This is a genomic window from Vallitalea okinawensis (assembly GCF_002964605.1).
Classification (GTDB): domain Bacteria; phylum Bacillota; class Clostridia; order Lachnospirales; family PQDH01; genus Vallitalea_A; species Vallitalea_A okinawensis.
In genome coordinates, this window is record NZ_PQDH01000053.1 from 1 (window position 1) to 1,212 (window position 1,212).

General features: G+C 34.5%; 1 protein-coding gene. It reads right to left on the bottom strand.

Going from position 1 to position 1,212, the window contains the following annotated elements; all coding sequences use genetic code 11:
• Positions 1–226: 226 nt before the first annotated feature.
• Complete coding sequence (locus C1Y58_RS26245) at positions 227–1,078, bottom strand: AraC family transcriptional regulator (RefSeq protein WP_105620112.1); 852 nt, start codon at positions 1,076–1,078, stop codon at positions 227–229.
• Positions 1,079–1,212 lie beyond the last annotated feature (134 nt).

Below are 1,212 nucleotides of genomic sequence, written 5' to 3' on the forward strand. Positions count from 1 at the left end.
ATATTAATGGACTATCAAGGCATAAATATTAGTGCTGGTAATACCTAGAACCACTAATTTTATCTTATCATATTTCCGACAGTCATAACCACAGCTAAATAATTAAGTCTGCTAGATCTTAATGATTTGTAACGCATAATAAAGCTAGTCCATATGGGCTAACTTTATTATTCTTAAATATAATAGTTGTAAAACAACATACTTTTATAAACGTCTATTAGGCTATTTACTCCTTTTCAACAGGAAACCAAAGTTCATATGTTGAGTTGAAGTTGTCTTTATCCCAAATTTCCTTTTTATATACTTCAATATCTGGGAATTCTACCTTCGCTCTCCTATAGCCAGATGAAGGTAACCATTCATTCCAAAATCTATTGATAAGAGCTGGAATAGTCCCTTCTTGCTCAAAAATCACCCATGTAGCGGCTGGAATTTCAAGTTTTTCTAAGTCTTGCAAAGGGTCGTTTGTAGTAGATGCTGCAATGAAATAGTCAAATTCATGTCCATCAAAATTGGCACACAACCCTAACAAACCTTTTGGTTCGCTATCTGCTAAACTAAGGATTTTATCATAGGTCTCTTGTGGTGTTTCACGCCAAAAATTTGGAATATGGTGATCCCCCTCCATATCATTGCGAAATTTCTTTTTGATTCCTACAACAGAAAAAGCTGGTTTTGTTTCAATCTTACACTTCATCTCCACATCTCCTTTTACTTTTATTTGAAAGGCAATGCGAGGATAGGTAGTTATAGAAATCCCTCTGCTTCTTGCATATTGGGGTGATACCTTATGTTGCTTTTGGAACGCTCTGTTAAACGCCGTTGGTGATGAATATCCATATTTCAAAGAGATATCAATAATTTTTTCATTGGTACTTTGAAGCTCTAATGCAGCCAGAGATAGACGCCGACGGCGAATATATTCATTTAAAGGTATTCCTGTAATAATCTTAAACATGTTTGTTAAACTACTCAGAGAGCAAAATGCCAGTTTTGCTGCATAGTTGAAATCAATTTCTTCGTCTAAATTACTTTCAATATAGTCAAGTGCACGGTTCATTCGTATCGTCCAATCCACTACACATCCTCCTTTCGTTTAATAGTATATCGACATTTGAGTAGTAAATCCTCTCTTTCATTACACAAAAGTGAGAGTTTCCTATACATATTCTACAAGTTATTTTAGTCTTAAAAAAGTGGATTCGCAAAACA